This is a genomic window from Alphaproteobacteria bacterium (assembly GCA_016699735.1).
Lineage (GTDB): Bacteria > Pseudomonadota > Alphaproteobacteria > Micavibrionales > Micavibrionaceae > JAGNKE01.
The window spans coordinates 2668760-2686376 of sequence record CP065008.1; the positions used below are offsets into that span (position 1 = coordinate 2668760).

General features: G+C 53.8%; 18 protein-coding genes and 1 other RNA gene. 7 read left to right on the forward strand and 12 right to left on the reverse strand.

What is annotated here, in order from left to right; all coding sequences use genetic code 11:
* Nucleotides 1-100 precede the first annotated feature (100 nt).
* The 8 genes from IPN28_13255 to ssrA all read right to left on the reverse strand — a co-directional run bounded on the left by IPN28_13255 (nt 101) and on the right by ssrA (nt 5728).
* Nucleotides 101-745: a hypothetical protein gene (locus IPN28_13255; protein QQS57187.1), complete on the reverse strand. Its 645-nt coding sequence runs from the start codon at nt 743-745 to the stop codon at nt 101-103.
* Between the two features lie 128 nt (nt 746-873).
* The gene (locus IPN28_13260; protein QQS58639.1) at nt 874-1299 is read right to left on the reverse strand and encodes a CBS domain-containing protein; all 426 of its coding nucleotides are present in this window, start codon (nt 1297-1299) and stop codon (nt 874-876) included.
* A 108-nt stretch (nt 1300-1407) separates the two neighbouring features.
* On the reverse strand, nt 1408-2340 hold the full coding sequence (locus tag IPN28_13265) for an ABC transporter ATP-binding protein (GenBank protein QQS57188.1): 933 nt from the start codon (nt 2338-2340) through the stop codon (nt 1408-1410).
* Nucleotides 2337-3257 (reverse strand): hypothetical protein, encoded by a 921-nt coding sequence (locus IPN28_13270; GenBank protein ID QQS57189.1) that lies wholly within the window; start codon nt 3255-3257, stop codon nt 2337-2339. The genes IPN28_13265 and IPN28_13270 overlap by 4 nt, the downstream gene beginning before the upstream one ends.
* A 12-nt stretch (nt 3258-3269) precedes the next feature.
* Nucleotides 3270-3767, reverse strand: a complete 498-nt coding sequence (locus IPN28_13275; protein QQS57190.1) for a hypothetical protein — start codon at nt 3765-3767, stop codon at nt 3270-3272.
* A 131-nt stretch (nt 3768-3898) separates the two neighbouring features.
* The gene (locus IPN28_13280) at nt 3899-4615 is read right to left on the reverse strand and encodes a hypothetical protein (GenBank protein ID QQS57191.1); all 717 of its coding nucleotides are present in this window, start codon (nt 4613-4615) and stop codon (nt 3899-3901) included.
* Nucleotides 4616-4641: 26 nt separating this feature from the next.
* Entirely contained in the window at nt 4642-5265 is a 624-nt protein-coding gene (locus tag IPN28_13285; protein QQS57192.1) for a hypothetical protein, read from the reverse strand.
* Between the two features lie 48 nt (nt 5266-5313).
* Nucleotides 5314-5728: a transfer-messenger RNA gene (ssrA, locus tag IPN28_13290) on the reverse strand.
* A 118-nt stretch (nt 5729-5846) separates the two neighbouring features.
* On the opposite strand from ssrA, the gene IPN28_13295 reads away from it, so the two are divergent.
* Nucleotides 5847-7505 (forward strand): hypothetical protein, encoded by a 1659-nt coding sequence (locus IPN28_13295; GenBank protein QQS57193.1) that lies wholly within the window; start codon nt 5847-5849, stop codon nt 7503-7505.
* A gap of 9 nt (nt 7506-7514) precedes the next feature.
* Here IPN28_13295 and IPN28_13300 read toward each other — a convergent pair whose 3' ends face one another.
* On the reverse strand, nt 7515-8216 hold the full coding sequence (locus tag IPN28_13300) for a hypothetical protein (GenBank protein QQS57194.1): 702 nt from the start codon (nt 8214-8216) through the stop codon (nt 7515-7517).
* A 111-nt stretch (nt 8217-8327) separates the two neighbouring features.
* Between IPN28_13300 and IPN28_13305 the strand changes: the two genes are divergently transcribed.
* Nucleotides 8328-9122: a thymidylate synthase gene (locus IPN28_13305; GenBank protein ID QQS57195.1), complete on the forward strand. Its 795-nt coding sequence runs from the start codon at nt 8328-8330 to the stop codon at nt 9120-9122.
* Between the two features lie 24 nt (nt 9123-9146).
* Nucleotides 9147-9653 carry a dihydrofolate reductase gene (locus IPN28_13310; GenBank protein ID QQS57196.1) on the forward strand — a complete coding sequence of 169 codons (507 nt, stop codon included), beginning with the start codon at nt 9147-9149 and terminating at the stop codon, nt 9651-9653.
* Here IPN28_13310 and IPN28_13315 read toward each other — a convergent pair.
* Entirely contained in the window at nt 9625-10731 is a 1107-nt protein-coding gene (locus tag IPN28_13315; GenBank protein QQS57197.1) for an Mrp/NBP35 family ATP-binding protein, read from the reverse strand. The genes IPN28_13310 and IPN28_13315 overlap by 29 nt on opposite strands.
* An 89-nt stretch (nt 10732-10820) precedes the next feature.
* On the opposite strand from IPN28_13315, the gene hflK reads away from it, so the two are divergent.
* The 4 genes from hflK to IPN28_13335 are packed head-to-tail and all read left to right on the forward strand — an operon-like array spanning nt 10821 to nt 15344.
* Nucleotides 10821-11984 (forward strand): FtsH protease activity modulator HflK, encoded by a 1164-nt coding sequence (hflK, locus tag IPN28_13320; GenBank protein ID QQS57198.1) that lies wholly within the window; start codon nt 10821-10823, stop codon nt 11982-11984.
* A gap of 13 nt (nt 11985-11997) precedes the next feature.
* Nucleotides 11998-12975, forward strand: coding sequence for a protease modulator HflC (locus IPN28_13325; GenBank protein QQS57199.1), 978 nt, complete (start codon nt 11998-12000; stop codon nt 12973-12975).
* A gap of 33 nt (nt 12976-13008) precedes the next feature.
* Nucleotides 13009-14508 (forward strand): DegQ family serine endoprotease, encoded by a 1500-nt coding sequence (locus IPN28_13330; GenBank protein ID QQS57200.1) that lies wholly within the window; start codon nt 13009-13011, stop codon nt 14506-14508.
* 20 nt (nt 14509-14528) lie between these two features.
* Nucleotides 14529-15344, forward strand: coding sequence for a restriction endonuclease (locus tag IPN28_13335; GenBank protein QQS58640.1), 816 nt, complete (start codon nt 14529-14531; stop codon nt 15342-15344).
* 2 nt (nt 15345-15346) lie between these two features.
* Here IPN28_13335 and IPN28_13340 read toward each other — a convergent pair whose 3' ends face one another.
* Together IPN28_13340 and IPN28_13345 are read right to left on the reverse strand one after the other, a co-directional pair.
* Nucleotides 15347-16612, reverse strand: coding sequence for a DNA cytosine methyltransferase (locus tag IPN28_13340; protein QQS57201.1), 1266 nt, complete (start codon nt 16610-16612; stop codon nt 15347-15349).
* Nucleotides 16613-16727: 115 nt separating this feature from the next.
* Nucleotides 16728-17603, reverse strand: a complete 876-nt coding sequence (locus tag IPN28_13345) for a DMT family transporter (GenBank protein ID QQS57202.1) — start codon at nt 17601-17603, stop codon at nt 16728-16730.
* Nucleotides 17604-17617 lie beyond the last annotated feature (14 nt).

The window sequence follows — 17617 nt, forward strand, 5'->3', positions numbered from 1 at the left end:
TGCTTTTTGAGAACCGCATCGCAGAATACTTAAAGTATTTGAGAAGCGGAAGCGCAAAAAAGCATCGTTTGCAGGCCAAAAAACAAGGATTGAGTGGACACTACTGCGCCGCTTTAAGCTGCGCCTGCGCGGCCTGCTTGTCTCTTTCAACCTGCGCCTGAATATCGGCAAACCCCGCCGAGGCATTGGCGTTGATCTGTTGTACCTGCGCGGCGTTGCTCTGCTGTTTGGGGAAATAGACATCCCCGAGAACCTGATTGGTCTTATGGGCATCGCAGGCCATAGCCCGGTCCCCCGGCTTCAGCCCGTCAAAGATCCCCCCGCAATCATCGCCATAAGCCGCCTGATCCTGCCGCGCCTGACCCTGGGATGTATTCATGACCAGAAGACCTTTCTTCTCCCATTCGGCGCACACGCCGTTCCCCACATAGCCGTCGCGGGTCACAATCATGCCGGGCGTCCCCTCCGCCTGCGCCGGATTGTCGATCGGGTAACGGCTGACATAACCGTTCTCGATATCCTTGAAGCAGGTGAAATACCCGTAAATCGGACTGCGGATCAGGATTCGCCCGCGCACAATATCCTCGCCTGTGATATTCGCGTTGACGCTGGTCTCGATCCCCTTGCCGAAATTATTCAGCGAGTTTTGCATTTTTTGACCGAACGAGCCGCCCTCCTGCCCGCCCTCCGTCGTCGTACACCCGGAAAGAACCAAAACCGCGAGAAAAAACCCTGCCGCTCTCATAAAAACCCCTGTCTGTTAAACTGTCTGTTCGTTGGATCACTCCGAATATAACGCAGGCAATAAAAAAAGCATCCGGCAAGATTCTTGCCGGACGCCTCTTTTTTGCACGTCCCTAGGAAAGCCGTGCGTTAAGCGGCCTTTTTCTTCTTCCGATCAAGAACACAGGCCGTAATCTGCTGCTCCGTCTGGCCGATATTGGCGCGGCTCGCCGCCTGCGCCAGATCGCCCACCGAAATGACACCGACAAGGCGCTTGTCGCGGTTGACGACGGGAAGACGCCGAACCTTGATTTCGCCCAGATTATTGCAAATCTCCTCGACATCCTGATCGTCGAAACAATAGAACGTCTTTGCGGTCATCACGTCCCGCACCTGCGCCTTCGCGGGGTCTTTCCCGGCGGCCACGGCGCGGATGACGATATCCCGGTCGGTGATCATCCCGATCATCCGGTCATTCTCGCCCACGGGCAGGAAGCCGATATCCTTGTTCTTCATGATTTTCGCAGCCTGCTTGATCGGCGCATCCGGCGCAATCCACTCGCAGCCTTTCGTCATAATATCCTTAACCTTCGGCATGATATCCTCTCCTTCAAAATTGTCGCTGGGGTTGGCAAACAGTCAACCACAAACAGGCAAAAAGATCAAACGGATCGGGATTATTCTTTACTTAGAGGACGTAAGCTGCAGGAACACATCCTCAAGATCGCTTTCTTCGGTCGAAATATCCTCGATTCGGTATCCCGCCTGAGAAATTTTTTCGATCATCGCCCCGACTTTTTCCTCAACGGGACTGTAACGGATCGCCAGAACTCGGTGATTTCTGATCTCCGTTGCATACCCGGAAAGAGAGCCCGGAACCTCGCTCAGATCACGGTCCAGCCGGAACAGGATTTCCTTGTTGTCGATATGCGCCAGCAGCTTCGGCGTCTCCTCGCACGCCACGACCTGCCCGTGATTGATAATCGCAATCCGGTCGCAAAGCTGCTGCGCCTCCTCAAGATAATGCGTGGTCAGAAGGATCGTCACGCCCTGCGCGTTAAGCGTCTTGACCGTCGCCCAGAGCTGCTGCCGCAACTCGATATCCACCCCCGCTGTCGGCTCGTCCAGCACAAGGATCGGCGGCGAATGCACCATCGCCTTCGCCATCAAAAGCCTGCGCTTCATCCCGCCCGACAGCGACCGCACGAACGCATTCGCCTTATCCGCCAGCCCGACGGTCTCTAGAATCTCCATCGACCGCCGCTGACTTTTCGGAACCCCGTACAACCCGCCTTGCAATTCCAGAGTCTCCAGCGGCGTGAAGAACGCATCGTAATTGATTTCCTGCGGCACGACCCCGATAGAGACCTTCGCGTTCCGCTCGTTCACGTCGATATCGAAACCCCAGATTTTCACGCTGCCGGAGGTCTTCAGCACCAACCCCGCCATGATATTGATGATCGTGGATTTCCCCGCCCCGTTCGGCCCCAGCAAACCGAAGATCGACCCGCGCGGAATCTGCAGGGTCACATCGCGCAGCGCCAGAGTCTCCGGCCTGCGCCCCGACGCCTTGTAGGTTTTGTTCAAAGCTTGAATATCGACGGCATTCTCCATCATCGCCCCCGCACGGCATACAGCCTATCAAGCCATGCCCTCGCCGCCGCGTCATCCTTGAGATAAGCCTCCCAGAACGCCAGCGACGCCACCTTGATGATCCGCTCGTGTTCCTCACGCTTGGGGTTGACGGTGAGCTTGCCCCGCGTCCCGTTATAAACCATATGGTCCCCGTCCTGAAGAACCTTCAGATACTGCTCGGGATGTCCGGCATGGTCATGAACCACCAGCCGATGCTCGTACCCGATCGGCTCCAGCGGTGAGGCATCGTCCGTTCCCGTCATATGAAACAACGGAAGATTCATCGGCCCGTAAAGCTCGGCGGGCGGCAAATCCGAAAGATGCGCAATCGGCACAGGGCTATAGAGAATCCCGGCCCGAAAACGCGGATCGCTGAAATCCAGCAGCTTTCCCTCCCGGTCCGGCAAGGGCATCCCCGCCATGGCCTGCGTGGTCATCGCCCCGAAGGAGTGCCCCGACATCCCGATCCGCGAAAAATCGATAAACGGGGAAATCTCCGGCTGCTCCGCGGCCCATTCCTGCAAACGGTCCAGGAAAAACGGCACGTCCCGCATCCGGTCGAACGTCGTCTCCCGCCGCACCCGCACCTCCCGCAGAATATCCCACGGATGCCCCGGCTTCCCCTCCCACAGGCTGCTGTCCGTCCCTCGGTGGGTCAGGTGCGCGACCGCATACCCGTAAGACGCCAGATAGCGGGAGATAAACCCGGCACCGTCGGCGTTGCCCCCGAATCCATGCGACCAGACCACCAGCGGATAGGAGGAAAGATTATGCTCGGAAGGCGCATAAAACTTGAAGGGAACCTCGCGCCCGTCCCGCGCCGGATCGCTGAAAACACCCCGCCTCATCAGAACCTTGTACGGTCCTTCCTGCGGGGAAATCGTGGACTCCCATGTCATCGGGGGAAAATGCTACTTCTTGCGGAACTGGTCAAGCGAAACAACTTCGCCCTTCTTCTCGGCCTTGGCCTTCTTGCCGCCGCCCGACCCATCAGGATCCTCGGTTTCCGCCAGTTCCTTGAGCAACTCATCCTCATCGATGCTCTCGCTGAGCGGCTGGAACTGCAGCGCAAAATTAACGGAAGGGTCCGCGAAAATACTGATCGCCGACAAGGGCACGACAAGCCGCTCCGGCACATTGTTGAAAGACAGCGTAACCTCAACCTTCTCCCGATCCACGCGCAGATCGGTGAACTGGTACTGCAGAACGATGGTCATCTCGCCCGGATAGCGGTCGCGCAGATATTCAGGAATTCGCACACCGGGATATTCGGTCATGAAGGTAATGTAGAAATGATGCTCACCCTTCAAACCCTGCTGCACCACTTCTTCCAGCGATTGCCGGACGACGCCGCGCAACGCGGATTCAACCATCTTGTCATAACGAAGAAAATTATCGTCGTCGGTCATGTCTTATGTGTTGCAGATTAAGGGGGTGGAAATCAAGTCGAACTTCACCCCCTATCAATCGCATATCGAAAAGCCTAAATCCAGCGCCCGCAAGTAAACGCCCGATTGCCCTGTGGAAAAAGCAGGAGAGCTTAAATCTTTCGTGGCGGCCGCTTGGAATGCATCATCTCATGAAACTTCTCGGAATTGCCGATTTCCTGCATCGTCATCGGCGCCAGCAAAAGGATATAAGCCAGCATAATCGGCCAGAGCAAATCATACGATTTAACCCGCCTCATCTGTTCAGGAAGCCTCTCAACGGGCGGCCTCTTGAGATAATAGGCAACCGTAACCGCCACGACCCAGAAAATCCCGGCGGCAAAACCCGCCGCCGTAACGGAAACCTCGTCGTTTTTCGTCACCAGCAGAAACCCTTGGTACACAAGCGCCCCAACCCCGAACGTCGCCGCCCACCCGGCTAGGCAGAACAAAAACTGCCGCAAGACCCGCCGTGCCTCCGCCCGCAGCCTCAGCGCTTTCGGCAAGCCTGTGCCTTTCGTATGCACCAGAAACCGCCACGCCATGAACGCCAGCAGCAAAAGCTCAGGCAGCAAGCCGTTAACGCTGGCCTTGGGCGCCCCTTCGACCAGCCGCCACAGATTGATCAGAAACGACAGAACCAGAACGATGGCCAGCGTACGGAACTGCATCACCAGCACCTCCCGCCCCAGATCATGTGTGGGGGGCACCTCCGAATAACACTTCCGAATCCAAACGATCGGCGCGACCACCATCGACATCGCCGCCAGAATGCAGAAAACCGTAAAAAACGGCGGCAAAAAAAACGGCGCGGGGGCTGAAGGTTCCATAAAATACCCATTTATAACGAAAGCTTCTAATCACCGCCCAAACGATAGGGATCATTCCAATAATCTTCGCGCATCTGATCACTAATCTCAATCCAGTCGCTTTCATAATTCTTATGCGGGTGAATAAGCATTCCACATTCACTCTGAAATAAAACAGCCCAAACTTTTAACCGTTTGTATTTTAAATCATTCCCATTTCCTGAATTATTCAGACTTTTTTCTTCCCAAAATAACTCCCCTAAGATGCTAAAATCCTTACTAAAACAAGCCCCTGGAAAAAGCGTTGCGTCTTCCTTTTGATACACAAAATTCGCCGCTCCGGTTGGCCAATGATACGAGTCAGCGATAAAAGACATATTTGTGCTTAAATCCTCATCTTCTTTTAATGCTGCATAAAATAAGCCGCACGGCGTTCTGCCATAGGAATGTATATTTAAGTTATCGGAAAAGCGAATCGGGCGTACTGTTGGGTTACAAATTCTAATTTTTGTTCTGTATCTATTTTGACTGAATTCGACCGTTAATTTGCGATAATCACCGTTATCGATAATACTCCAAAAAAATAAAAAGCTTACACACAAGAATAATGCAGCTAAAAAAGTTAGAATGATTTCGATTGCTGGGTTTTCATAAAATTTTTCGCTTTTCAAATCCCTCTCCGTTTCTGCGAGAGAAAAAGAAGATTTTATCAATAAAAAAGGGGTCTGCTTCTGTTGCGAGGCGCAGACCCCAAAGCCCCACCTGCCCGTGGTTAGACGGTCAGGAATTCAGGTGTAGCATCGCTACTGCCCAATTAGGCAGCCATACGACCTTCGCCAGAGACAACAGAGTTGTCGTTGGCGGCTACGAACGCAAAGTTATCGTTTGCATTTATAAATTTAGCCCGATAACGGCGGATACTATACCGGACGCCGTCAAATGCCTTTATTGCGCGTGTCGATCCTGTTTCGGCCCCGCCGCCTGAGAGCGCCTGAAAAAGCACCTCTCTCAAGGGGTGGAGCCGCCGGGTACTGCCCCCGGGTCCACTGCGTCTATTCCGCACCAACGTCTAGCGTCATAGCCGGAAAACCGGCACCTTCGATTATAACAGAACGTGAAACTTGGTTCAACCAAGCTGACTCTCGCAAACTGCAACCATGGCGGAAAAGACTTTTGTCTTGAAAAAGACGTGTCAAAGTGCATTTTTAAACTGATAACCGTATGAACAGGTTACAACTTAGAAGAGTCCGGAATGAACATAAAATATCTGACCCTTTTATTGGTAATCTTTGTATCACTCCTTTACGGACACTGTTTTGCGCAGAAAAAGGATGATCCTGAAGATTATCTATCAATACCCAAAGCGCTTCACCCTTATCTTTTAAACAGCCACAGCATCGAGGACTTAACATATTACGCCTTTGGTGAGCTCAGCAGATTAAACATATACAACGCCACAATATTTTTAGACCAGACTCTGGCTCATAAGGCCATGATTATAAGGATGAAGAGATATCAGCAATACCATCGACTTCGGATGTACGATGGGAATGGAGACAAGCAGATTACAGAAAGCGAACTTCGCTCCTTTTTGTCCTATCGTGACTGGGATGATGAAAAGAAGGAAAGGCGTCTGAAATCGATTTTCACGTTTGATCTGGACTCCGACGGCGTAATTACAAAAAAAGAAATGCTGGTTTTGAAAAAAAAATCCATGGACGATTTCGAAAGTAATTATGGGGTATTGAAGGCGATACACGAAAAAGACAAAGGGAGAAAAATTTTTTATCGGGAAGATATTTTACGCGTGCTGAACAAGGCATTCTCTAAGGTTGACACAAATCACGATGGTGCAATTTCTATCGATGAAAACAATAGTTTTCTGAATGCGGTTGGACCGTCGGACGTGCCTGAAGGTAAAAAACCGACCAACGAACTCCTGAAAAAGAAATGTTCTTTTAAGGCCCAGAATATCGCTTTACCTGAAGATCTCAGAGTGTTCGCGATAGGCACATACAAAGGAAGGCCTGTCGATACGCAAATAACAGACAACAGAAAAACGGGTCAGTTCGACGTATACATCCACTCCCCTGACAAGCCCGTACTTTTACTGCTATGGGGCTATGACGCTACGATCTGGAACATACTCCTGTCACAGGAAACAGAACTGACCGGAGCAGTTGTTGGCGGTTTCTATCCTCAAATTTTGTCAAGCATCAAAGGAACAACGCCTGTATTTCTGACCCATCATGCCGGCACCTCGGTAACGGTAGGACCATGTGCGCCTCACCGATTCAACAGTAACAAGGAAACACAATACGCCAGCGTTAAAGCTTATGCGGAATGGGTGTTGGAAAGACCGATTAATGACTTCCAGCTTATAAAATACGGCGATGACGGCATTGTTCACCTCGGAAAAACCCCGGATAGCAAGACGGTCTTCGAACCGTTTAAAATGAACTCACCGCAGGAGTTTTTTATGCGTAGAGAGAACGAACAAGGTTTGGGCTCCTTAATGAACCAGGGTGCGATCAGAGAAGCGACGCGGGAGGAAATCGATTTATGGAACCAACTCCGCAGCAAAATTGATATCCATTACGATCAGCAAAAGACAAAAACTTCCGCTAGCGATGAAAACAAAATATCGCTTCAAAATTACGGCCCACCGCTGCTAATCATCCCTGGAAAGGCCTATATTGTCTTAAACAACAGCTTTAGTGTACCGACTGGAATAGAAGAGAACTTCATACTGCCCCCTGAATCGGAAATTCCGACTGGAAATTACGGTCGATCACAATTAATGGTAATGAGCAGCTTGGAATGTCTGACGCACGAATTTAGCCCCTGCGTGAAGTACCGCTTCCCTCTGCCAGAGGCAAAAAATCTTCCCGTTATTATTCACGAAGAATAAGATAAAAACTCACGAATGCTCCCGCGTCTGCCCCGGGTCGGTGAGGTCATCGAACGGCATATCGCTGAATTGCGACTCGACGATGAATTTATTCAGCGCGGGATGGCTGTTGACCCACTGGCTGAAGGGCAGATTAACGACGAACGCGCTGTCCATGAAATAAAGCCCCGAAGACGGCATGGTTTTGAGTTGACGCGAATGAAAATACCCCGGAGGCGTGATCTCCTCCAGCGGCATAGAGTCCGAACCATAGGAAATAACGACCTTCGCCCCCGTATCCTTGATCTTACGCGCCCAGATGCCGGGATCCCAGTGCCGGGAGCTCAACTCATGATGCCCCAGCTGCTCCACGCCCATGACGAAGGAGCCCATAAGGCTTCTATGCGAACTCTGATAGTCCTCCGGGTCAAGCTTGTGCGGAATGTTGCAAAGAATGACGATATCGGCCTGAACGCCTTCCTCGGCCAGAAAATCCCGCCCGCCGAAAATATCGGCCTTGTTCATAACCTCGACTTCGATCTCTTCATCCCAAACGACAGGCAATCCCGTCTCGCGCAGCGGCTCCAGCCCGTAACGCAGCAATGAGCGGTCCGTTACAGAGAGATTCCCGTCGACATCCCTCACGGCCCCGACCATCAGCACACGCTTGAGAGCCGGTATCGTCACCAGCGGCTCGCCAAAATCTCTGACTTTTCTGAAATCGTCATTCATATGAATTCTAAAACACCAACAACTCTTCCGGGGAATTCTTAACCTTTTCACCCCTTAAAGATGGAATTTACCGCGAATCCCCCTATAATTCCAGAAAATCAGGATACCATAATGAAACAATACCTCGACCTCCTGCGCCACGTCCTTGAAAAAGGCGCGGTCAAAGACGACCGGACAGGCACCGGAACCCGCTCCGTCTTCGGCCATCAAATGCGCTTTGACCTGTCCGAGGGCTTCCCGCTGGTCACCACCAAAAAATGCCATTTACGCTCAATAATCATCGAACTACTCTGGTTCTTACGCGGCGATACCAACATCAAATACCTGAACGACAACAAGGTCAGCATCTGGGACGAATGGGCCGATGAAAACGGCGATCTCGGCCCCGTCTACGGCCACCAGTGGCGCAGCTGGCCCACGTCCGATGGCCGCACGATCGACCAGATATCCAACGTATTGGAACGCATAAAGAAAAATCCCGACGACCGCCGCTTGATCGTCAGCGCATGGAATGTCGGCGAAATCGGCAAGATGGCCCTGCCCCCCTGCCACTGCCTGTTCCAGTTTTACGTGGCGAATGGAAAACTCTCCTGCCAGCTCTACCAGCGCAGCGCGGATATCTTCCTCGGCGTCCCCTTCAACATCGCCTCCTACGCCCTGCTGACCCTCATGGTCGCGCAGGTTTCGGGCCTGAAACCCGGCGACTTCGTCCATACCTTCGGCGACGCCCACCTCTACCTGAACCATATCGAACAGGCAGAGCTTCAACTCAGCCGCACCCCCTATAAACTCCCCGAAATGCACCTCAACCCGCACGTCAAAAACCTCTTCGATTTTAAATTCGAGGATTTTGAGCTTGTCGGATACGAATCTCATCCGCATATTAAGGCGCCGGTAGCGGTGTAAATAGACTTGAGGGATTGAGTAAAGATGAGGACAAAAATCAGCATAATCGCGGCCATGGCCGAAAACCGGACCATCGGCATCAACAACAAACTCCCCTGGAACATCCCGGAGGATTTGGCTTATTTCAAGAAAATCACCATGGGCAAACCCCTCGTGATGGGCCGCAAGACCTTCGAATCCATCGTCGATCAACTCGGCAAGCCCCTGCCCGGACGCACCAACATCGTAGTCAGCGAGTCAGGTTTCAAGGCCGGCAACACCACCGTCATCAATAATTTCGACAAGGCCATCCACGAGGCCAAGAAACTCGCCAAAGACGGCGGATTCGAGGAAATGCTCGTCATCGGCGGACGCCAGATTTATGAACAGGCCTTGCGCGTCGCCGACCGGATTTACCTCACCGAAGTTCACGAAGACTATGACGGCGACGCCTTCTTCCCCAAAATCGGCCCGGAATGGCGGGAAATCTCCCGCGAGGAACGCAACGACACCGACCCGCCGATCAGCTTCGTGGTTTTAGAGCGCCCCTAAGCCTGTCGGCAATTCCCCGGTAAGCCTCCGCAGCGCGGCTCTCGGGTTGAGCCAGCACAATCGGCACCCCCTCATCGGCTCTGACGCGGATCTCCCGCTCCAGCGGTATGACCCCAAGAAACGGCACGCCCAGCGCCTTGGCCTCATCCTCAGCACCGCCATGCCCGAAGAGATGCTCCTCATGCCCGCACTTCGAACAGACATAGGTACTCATATTCTCGACGATCCCCAGAACCGGCACGTTCGTCTTCCCGAACATCGCCGCCGCCCGCCGCGCATCGATTAACGCGATATCCTGCGGCGTGGAAACGATGACCGCCCCCGTCACCGCAACCTTTTGCGCCAGCGTCAGTTGCACATCCCCCGTCCCGGGCGGCAGGTCAAGAACAAGAACATCCAGATCCTGCGGCGCACCTTTTGCATCCCTCATCGCCCAGTCCACATCCCGCAGCAACTGATACAGCGCCGTCTGGATCATCGGCCCGCGCCAGACCAGCGCGTTCCCCGCCTCGACCATGAATCCGATCGACATGATTTTCATATTGTATTTTGAAAGCGGCACAAGTTTCCGCTGCGCGTCCAGCGCGGGTTTATAATCCTTTGCCCCCGTCATCGTCGGCACCGAAGGCCCGTAAATATCCGCATCCAGCAACCCGACCTTCAACCCTTCCCCATGCGGAGAATTCGCCAACGCCGCCGCCAGATTGACCGCCACCGTCGATTTCCCCACGCCGCCCTTCCCCGACCCCACCGCAATAATCGCCTTCGCGGGCAGGACAAGCTTCGGATTTTTCACCATCCCGTGCGGATCGAAATGTTCTTTCTGCGGCTTTTTCTCCGCAGTCAGAACCGCGGTGACTTTTGTAACGCCCGGAATCTTGGCAACAACCCGCTCCGCCTCCTGCCGCAACCCCTCCAGCTTCGGCCCGCGCACCGGATCGACCTCAAGCATGAAAACAACACTTCCGTCCGCCTGTACAGTAACCCCGCTCACCATCCCGCCGGAAACGATATCGGCTCCGGTTTCCATATCCAGAACCCCGCGCAAAGCCTGTAAAATCGTTTCTTTCTGAACCATGATTCGTTAAAGTCTCTATGCTTGCTTTCCGTTGAAAAAGAGCTATATCTTATAGCTCCTGCAAACAACGATATAAAGACATTAAGCACATGTCCGATCCTTTCGGCCCCGGCCGCAAAAGAAAAAACCCTTGGAGCAATGACAATCCCGGCGGCCGTAACGATGGACCGCGTGGCCCGTGGGGCGGCGGCGGTCAGGGGGGCGGCTCCAACGAACCGCCCGATCTCGATGATTTGATCCGCAAGGCGCAGGATAATCTCCGCAACATCATGCCTTTCGATCTCGGCCCCGGCGCCACCGTCGGACTGTTCGTTCTCATCGGCGCGATGCTCTGGATGAGCAGCGGCCTCTACATCCTCAACCCCGGTGAACACGCCGTGATCCAGCGCTTCGGTGCCTGGAACCACACGAAAACGACCGAAGGTCTGGGCTACCATATGCCCTACCCCATCGAAACGCTGACCAAGGTCAACGTCACTGAACTGCGCCGCATGGCCGTCGGTTTTACCGAAGGCATGACCGGAACGGGCGGAAAAGTTGATAAGACGGACGAAAGCCTGATGCTCACCGCTGACCGCAACATCGTCAATCTGCAGATGTCGCTGCAGTGGAACATCAAATCGGCCGAAGATTACAGCTTTAACATCAACGACCCGGACCAGACGATCAAGAAAGTCGCCGAAAGCGCGATCCGTGAAGTGGTGGGTCAGACCAGTATGTTCCCGATCATCACCACCGAACGCGCCCTTCTGGCGACCAAGGCCAAGGACATTCTCCAGAAAAACCTCGATGAATACAAATCCGGCGTCAACATCACGCAGGTGCTGATCCAGAAGGCCGAGGTTCACCCGGAAGTTCAAAACGCCTTCCAGGACGTTCAGTCCGCCAAGCAGGACGCCGAGGATACCGAAAACAAGGCCGAGGCGCAGAAACAGGACATCCTGCCCCGCGCCCGCGGACAGGCCATCAAACTCGTTCAGGAGGCCGAAGCCTACAAGCAATCGAAAATCTCACGGGCGCAGGGGGATGCCGAGCGTTTTAAATCCATCTATTCCGCCTATCTGACCGGGAAGGACGTGACGAAGGAACGCATTTTCATCGAAACGATGGAAGAAATCTTCAAGAATGCGAACAAGACGATTCTTGATGGCGGCACGACAAAGAGCGGCGTTGTCCCCTACCTCCCCCTCGGAGAGGGCACGGCTCCAAAAGCCCCGGCGCCCATGCCCCCGACCCCCGTAACGCCGAATTAGAAAAGGAAAAAACATGAGGTCGTTTATTCTTTTGGCAGTCTTGGCCGTCGGAACTCTGGTTCTCACGCAATCGCTCTTTATCGTCGATCAAACCCAGCAGGCCATCGTCCTCCAGCTCGGTCAGCCGCTGGGTGAACCGCGTGGTCCGGGCCTGCACTGGAAGACCCCCTTCATCCAGAATGTGCAATTCTTTGACCGCCGCATCCTCTCGGTCGATCCTCCCGCCGAACAGGTCGTCATCTCCAGCACGGCGCAAGCCGAAAAAACAATACCCAAAAACGCGGACCAGAGCGCACCGGGTCAGAACGGTGCAGAGGAAAAATCAGCCGGGCCAACCATCGAAAACGTCAGCGGCGAACCGATAATTGTGGACACCTTCGCCCGTTATAAAATCACGGATCCGCTCCAGTTTCTCAAGACGTTGCGGGCGATTGAAAGTGCGAACTCCCGTCTCGAAAGTATTTTAAACGACTCGTCGCGTAGCGTATTAGGTCGCTCCTCCCTGACCCAGCTTCTCTCCCCGGAACGCGCCCATATCATGACCGAGATCAAAAAACGCGTGAACGAAAAAATCTCGAAGGACCAGCTCGGCATCGAAATCGTGGACGTCCGCATCGTCCGCGCCGACCTCACGCCCGAATTGCGCGAATCAACGGTACGCCAGATGATCTCCCAGCTTAAGGAGCGCGCCACCGAACGCCGCGCCAAGGGCGAGGAAAAGGCTTTGGAAATCGTCTCCACCGCCGATAAGGAAAAAACCGTGCTCATCGCCGAGGCCGAGCGCAAGGCGCAAGTCATCAAGGGCGAGGGCGATCAGCAGGCCATCAAAATTTACGCCGAGGCTTTTAATGTCGATAAGGAATTCTACTCCTTCCTGCGCTCGATGGAGGCCTACCGCAACACCCTTGCCTCACCGGAAACGCGCCTGATCCTCTCCCCGGACAGCGAGTTTTTCCGCTACTTCGAGGCCTACAAAAGCCGTTCCGAATAAAAGACTTAACCCACAAACGATGGAGACAGTCCCATGATGAACAGAAAAAAAACGCTGGCCGTTCTTGCATCGACGCTTCTCTGCGCCCCGATGGCATTATCCGCGGGTAAACCCGCTTACGCCCGCGATCCCGTAGTACCCTTCGCAGGCGCGCCCGATAGCTTCGCCGATCTCGCGTCCCGCCTGTCGCCGACCGTCGTCAACATCTCCTCCACCCAGAAAATTGAGGAAGCGCAGGACTACCCGGAAATCCCGCAATTCCCCCCCGGCTCACCGTTCCAGGATTTCTTCGAGGAATTCATGAACCGCCGGGGCCACGGCGTCCCCTTCGCCCCGCCCAGCATGATGGGCTCGGGCTTCGTCATTGACGCCCAGAACGGCTATATCGTTACCAACAACCACGTCATTCAGGACGCCGACGAGGTCCGCGTGATCCTGCAGGACAACCAGAGCGTGACCGCCGAACTCATCGGCAAGGATCCCGAAACCGACATCGCCGTGTTGAAAGTAGACCCCAAGGGTCTCAACCTCGTCGCCGCCACTTTCGGCAACAGCGATGAAATCCGCGTCGGCGACTGGATTCTCGCCATCGGTAATCCCTACGGCCTCGGCGGCTCCGTCACGGCGGGGATCGTCTCCGCGCTGGCGCGGGACATCAACTCCGGCAAATACGACGACTACATCCAGTCCGACGCCGCCATCAACCGCGGCAATTCCGGCGGCCCCATGTTCAACATGAAGGGCGAGGTCATCGGCATCAACACGGCAATCTTCAGTCCCACCGGCGGCTCCATCGGCATCGGTTTCTCGATCCCCAGCGCCCGCGCCAAGCCTGTGATCGCGCAGCTTATCAAGTTTGGCGAGACCCGCCGCGGCTGGCTGGGCGTGAAGATCCAGACCGTGACCCCCGAAATCGCCGAGAGCCTCGGCCTCGATAAGCCCAGAGGCGCCCTCGTCGTGATCGTGAATAAGGACGGCCCCGCCGACAAGGCCGGCATGAAGGACGGCGACATCGTCCTCTCCTTCGGCGGTCAGGAGATCAAGGAAATGCGCCTCCTCCCCCGCTTCGTCGCCGAAACGGACATCGACAAGGATGTGGACGTCGAATACTGGCGCGACGGCCAGATCTTTAAGACCAAGGTCAAGGTCGGCCATCTCGAACAAGCTGAGGAAAGCGGCATGATCGACGAGGGCGAGGGCAAGACTCCCTCCTCTGCCGGCACCGCCATTGAGACCGTGGGTCTGGAGGTCAGCACCCTGACCGATGAACTCCGCGCCACCTACAACATCCAGCCCGCCGTGCGCGGCCTCGTTGTCACCTCGGTAAGTGAGATGTCCGAATCCGCCCAGAAGGGCATCGCCCCCGGCGACGTGATCGTGGAAATCAACCAGCAGCCGGTTTCCCAGCCGCAGCACCTCATCGACGTCATCGAAAAGGCCAAGGGCGCCATGCGCTCCTCCGTCCTGCTTCTGGTCAATACCGGCGGCGAGGTCCGCTTCGTGGCCCTCAAGCTGCCAACCAAGCAGCCGTAAGAGACGTTCCTTATGCGATGATGAATCAGGGCGAGGTCATTACAGGCACATCAACTTGGGTGTCCTGGTGGATAGAACAAAGGAAACATAAACTGCGAGAACAACTATCGGACACAATGTCCGTGAATCCGTTCATACTTCCGATCTTGTTCGATCTACACGATATCGACAACTTTGAAGAATTAACCGGCTTTATCGTCGGCAGCCATCTAATGGTCGGCCATAACACGGGGTTCGGAAAACTGATTGACGAAAAAATCCTGCCTAAGGTTTTTGGCACACAAAAACTGGATAAGGACTATAGAAAAAATAATCCCCCCTTTGTAGACTCCTGCTTTAACGAAATAGACCATGTAATTAGGCGTAAAGACGGATCAACGGACCTCTTGTCCCTTAAGGCAGGTAAGTGGACAATTCAGCTGTCGATGGCACAACAGCTTAATCACGCTTTCAATGAAATTTTAAAGAAATACGGAAATAAATTTAATGAAATATCTGTAGGGGTATTTTATGGAACAAAGGAAACGTTGACCGACAAGTATGACATTTTGCGGGGCATCAACAGGGGCGCAAAACACAACGTTATTGATTTGACCGACAGAGTTTCCGTATACGCGGGCAGGGAGTTTTGGACATGGCTGAACGAAGGCGAAAAGCAAACACAAGACTGGATTTTAAGAGGAATAATTGACGGTGTAAGCAAAAGCAACACCAGAAAGGAGGGTGGTGCGCTATTAGAAAAATATAGCAAACATATTTCTCAAAAATATCAACACTTCCTAAACAGCGATGGCACTTTTGATTGGAAATCGCTTCTGGAATCGATAAACGGATAAGATCACGCCCTAGAGCTTTCGCCCTTCCCCTCCTCATCGAACAAACTCATTTGGGCCTTTTGTGATTGGTAGTAACACGTGCTGCCCGCAAAGGATTCGCCGTTCCTAAAAAACGCTCTTGTCCTGACATGGGGCCGTATATGCGTGACCTTGCTGGTGATTTCATCCCCCATTTCCCCATTTTTTGCTCTCTCCAGAATATCTATGACCGTTTCTCCGGCCATGCGCCCCAAACGGATGGGAACGGCATTCCCTATCTGCTTAAATTTACTGCCCGTAGAGCCCTGAAACGCCCAGCAGGCCGGAAACTCCTGTATAGCGGCAGCCTCACCGACGGAGATCGCCCTCAACTCTTTAGGATGACACATACTGGTCCCCGCATGATTAGGCATGGTGACAACTGTAGGTGAAGGAAAGTCGAAAGACAGCTTCCTCCAATAGGCGCTTCTCCCGCCTTTCAAGTACCAGCTTTTTCCCATGGACTCTTTTTGAACGTCCAACGGAAGGGAGCGCCAGTTCCCTCCGGGCGGAACCATGGAAAGATAACTCAGCTTTCTTGGGCTGAAATCCATAACCTCGGGGTAAGGATCGGCAAAACCTTTCCCGATAGCATCTCCGAGTGTACGGAATGGCGGCAGACCGTCCTGTGGACGATTGCTGAACATCGGCTGGGGAAATTTGGCCTCAATCCCGTAAACATTCCCAATCAGAAAAACCCGCTCCCTGATTTGCGGCGCACCGTAATTAACAGAATTAACGACAAAGCAATCAACCCTGTACCCTATGCCATTAAACTTTCCGAGCAAAAAACGTATCAGCGATCCGGGCCGCAATAAATCAGGCGACATAGTTTCGGGATCGAAGTCTTTCTTGTTGACAAACGGAATAGACAAAAGACCCCGGACATTTTCCATGATGAAAGCCTTGGGACGCAATTCATCGACGACCCTGAAAAATTCGAAGACCATCTGGCCGCGTAAATCCTGTATGCCTTTCCGGTTGCCAAAAACACTGAAAGATTGGCAGGGCGGGCCACCGACCACAATGTCGGGAGATCCTCCGGCAATAAGCGCCTTAATCTCTTCACACGAAACATTCGAAATTGATTTGTCCAGAACAGGAATCTCGGGCTTATTATGACGTATTGTAGCAACCGCATCGGCATCTACGTCATTGCAAATCAGGGTTGTTATTCCCGCTTGCTCAAGGCCGATATCCAAGCCCATGGCTCCGCTGAATAAAGACACCGAATAAAGATTTTCTTTCATGGCTGACAGACGGCAAAGAATGCGATTTAAGAAATCATATTCTAGCCCTCTGAGGGCATAATCTCAAGAACTGCCGCGAAAATCTGAACAGAAAAAACTGCGGAAAATGCCCGCTCTAAATCCCCTTCCTTCTCCGCTCCCGCCAGAACAGGAACATGCCCGACGCGGTGATAATCAGCCCGCCCGCGATCTTGAACGCATCCGGCAGATGCCCGAACAAGAGATACCCGAGCAACAGCCCGAACAACATCTGCACATACTGATACGGCGCGACGACCGACGTCGGCGCAAGGATATAACTGGTCGCCACGCAGATCACCGCCAGCCCGTAACAAAACCCGATCACAAGACACAGCCCCATGAACCGCTGATCGTAAAACGGCACCGCCCCGCCCATCCAGAGATACGTCCCGATCAGCACAAGAATAAACGGCCAGAACGCGAAGGGCAGCGCGTTGCCGCTCCCCCCGATCCGCCGCGCCACAAGGTTCGCCAGCCCGAACGTGAAACAGCACGCCAGCGCCAGCCCATAGGCCGGGTGAATCTCCTCGAACCCGGGCCGGAACGCCACCACCCCGCCCAGAAACCCGCATAAAATCGCCGCCATGCGATACCGCCCCACCTGCTCCTTGAAGAAAAACATCGAAAGAACAGTGGTGATAAACGGCGTCAGAAAGAAAATCGTATACGCATCCATGATCGGCACCATCGAAAGCGCCGTCAGCGACATACTGGTATTCACCGCCATCAGCAGCCCGCGCAGCAAATGCCATTCAAGGTTCCGCCGGGTAAACAGCGCCCCCCGCCCCCCGAAATACGGAATCACGGCGGCAAGAATAATCAGCCCGAACACCGCCTGCCAGAACAGGATCGCCACCACCGGATAATCGACGGACGTATATTTCCGCAGCGCATCGCTGACCGAAAACGCCGCAAACGCCACCATCGACAAGGCAATGGCCTTTTCCGTATCGTTCCATCCCTTGAACATGGGATTGCAGCCTT